A 2,302-nucleotide genomic window follows, 5' to 3' on the forward strand; every position below is an offset into this window, starting at 1 on the left:
TCGAAGACGGGATGGTCGAGTAGCTGAGGAACATTCTCCATCGTGACCAGATCGGGCTGGACTTCCTTCACGAGCTTGCCGAACGTCTCAACAAGTTGCCAGTCGTCTCCGCGCTTCTTGCTCCTGCCCGACCGGCTGTACGTTGAAAACGGCTGGCATGGGGCGCATCCAGCGATCATGCTGATGTCGGCACCGCCAATCATGGCTGCAACGTCAGACGCCGAAAGTTCATTGACATCACGTTCAATGAACTTGGCCTTGTTATTGGCCTCGTAGGGATACTTGCACGCCGGGTCGATATCGATGCCCGCAACAACTTCGATACCTGCCTGGACGAGGCCGTATGTCAGGCCGCCAACTCCGCAGAACAGATCGACGGCACGAATCGTCGGAGCGTTCTCGCCCTCACTCATCAAGCGACCACTCCTTCCGTCTCCATCTGCTCTTTGCTCTTCGCAATCTCGACCTGGATAAAGCTCACGAAACATCCAACTGCTTCTCTCAGATAGTCTCCGACCGCAGTAGCGAGGACCTTGAGCTCCGCTACCGTCACGCCATCGCTGCAGTCAACGAATGACAGCGACCCATGAGCAAGTCCGTTGCGACGGTTCTTAACTAGTTTGAGGGCGCCCATGTCATCTCGAATGTGACGCTTTGCCGCTTCGAGGACATCAGGTGAGAGCGTCAGGCCACAGCCAACTCGTTCACATATCTTCTCAATCGAAGAGTCGTCCCAGTTTCCGCCCCCACCAGGTTCTATCTTGAACCCTTTGACAGGCATCTGCTGCAACAACTGCTCGCACAGATCAAGTGCCGCTTGCAGACGTTTGTCCGGCCCCAGATCGCTATGAGTGCGCGCGATCGAACGCACCCACTCAGTTCGGAGACCAATGCTTAGCTCGCTCGGACGCCGTTCCGTTTCCTCGACGGCGGCGACAACCGCTTCCAAGCATCGGAGCACGGTGGCTTCTACGAGGTTGTAGAGCTGTAGGTAGAGACTTGAGTTGAGAATCTTCTTCTGCTCAGTGGTGATCGGAGCGTCGGTTCCACGCAGGCGGGGTGTGCCCTCGCGGGCGGCATCCTCGACGTTCTGCAGAAAAGAGAGGTACGCCTCTATTTCTTCGTACCTCTCCTCAAAAAACGGAGCAAGATCAATCGTCGCCATGCCCCACCAGCTTGTGCTTCACGAAATCAATACGTCCGCGAAGGCGAGCGATCGCATTCGCACCGTCCGAACTCGTGATCTTCTGGAACTCCGGCAGACTAATCCAGGAGGCGACATCAATCTGGTCGGCCGGGCGGTCGGCAAGCTCCGGCATCTCAGCCAGTGCCCGGTCAACGCCGATAGCAATCGACTCGAATCGCGTCCGCGGCGTGGCCGTGCTCTGCTCGGCTTTACGGAATCCGAACGGGAAGTTGCGTGACACAAAATCAAGAACAGCATTGAACCGCTGGCGATATGCGTCCGCCAGGTCCGGGTTTGAAGCGAACTCTTGATTCATCTTCTTTGAGTAAGTGAAGAGGAAGTCGGAAGGCCGGTCTCGATAGCCGTCAAGACCGTCTCCGTAAGCGAAGAGTCGCGTGACGAGTTCCTCGTAGCCACGCTCTCTCTTGGCCTTCGCTGGCATCGGCGCGAGCTGGGCAAGGAGCGGCACGTTAGCAAGTTCAGTTACAACGTCCAGGAACGGCCCAGCGAGAGCGCCACGACGAATCTCTGCATTGTTGGCGATCTTGCTGCCCGTGTTGATGCGCTCAAACATGTCGAGCCGCGCCGCCTCATCGGCATGCTCATTCAGAACGATGCCGCGAACTGATCGGTTCTTGATCTTTCGCTGCCTCGACTCGGGGAGGTCATCGAAACGGAATCCCGACAGATGTGTCAGAGGATCAAGTTCGCCAAGCTGGAATCCGCCGTAAATGAACTCTTCGATAGTGCGCAGTCTCTGCGAGCCGTCAACGATTTCCAGCCGCCCGTCCGGCATCTCCCAGAAGAAGATGAACGGAATCGGAAGACCCATAATCAACGACTCAATGAACCGAGACTTACGACGCTCCTCCCAGGTGAACTCGCGCTGATACGCGGGCACGACATATTCGCCGTCGCGGACCTTCTGGGCCAGCAGCTCGACGGAATACTCCGTGAGGAAGAAGTCGATTCGTTTGGACTGCTCAACGATCTGCGCTTCGGCAAGCTCGATCTGCTCCGCAGTCGGTCGATCCTTGGACCGCGCCACCATCGCACCTCCTCCTTCTGCTTGCTTCACCTCCGACAGGTAGGCCTTGACTCTAGGCTACCGGGGCG

3 protein-coding genes are annotated in these 2,302 nt (G+C 57.3%); all 3 read right to left on the reverse strand.

Annotated elements, in window-relative coordinates:
- The coding region (locus IG178_RS24165; protein ID WP_193215162.1) for a DNA cytosine methyltransferase at positions 1-413 on the reverse strand (413 nt) is incomplete at its 3' end.
- On the reverse strand, positions 413-1,165 hold the full coding sequence (locus IG178_RS24170; RefSeq protein ID WP_193215163.1) for an MAE_28990/MAE_18760 family HEPN-like nuclease: 753 nt from the start codon (positions 1,163-1,165) through the stop codon (positions 413-415). The genes IG178_RS24170 and IG178_RS24165, both read right to left, overlap by 1 nt.
- Entirely contained in the window at positions 1,152-2,237 is a 1,086-nt protein-coding gene (locus IG178_RS24175; RefSeq protein ID WP_193215164.1) for a DUF262 domain-containing protein, read from the reverse strand. The genes IG178_RS24170 and IG178_RS24175 overlap by 14 nt, the downstream gene beginning before the upstream one ends.
- Positions 2,238-2,302 lie beyond the last annotated feature (65 nt).

The sequence above is a fragment of the Neoluteolibacter marinus genome (assembly GCF_014904755.1).
Classification (GTDB): domain Bacteria; phylum Verrucomicrobiota; class Verrucomicrobiia; order Verrucomicrobiales; family Akkermansiaceae; genus Haloferula; species Haloferula marina.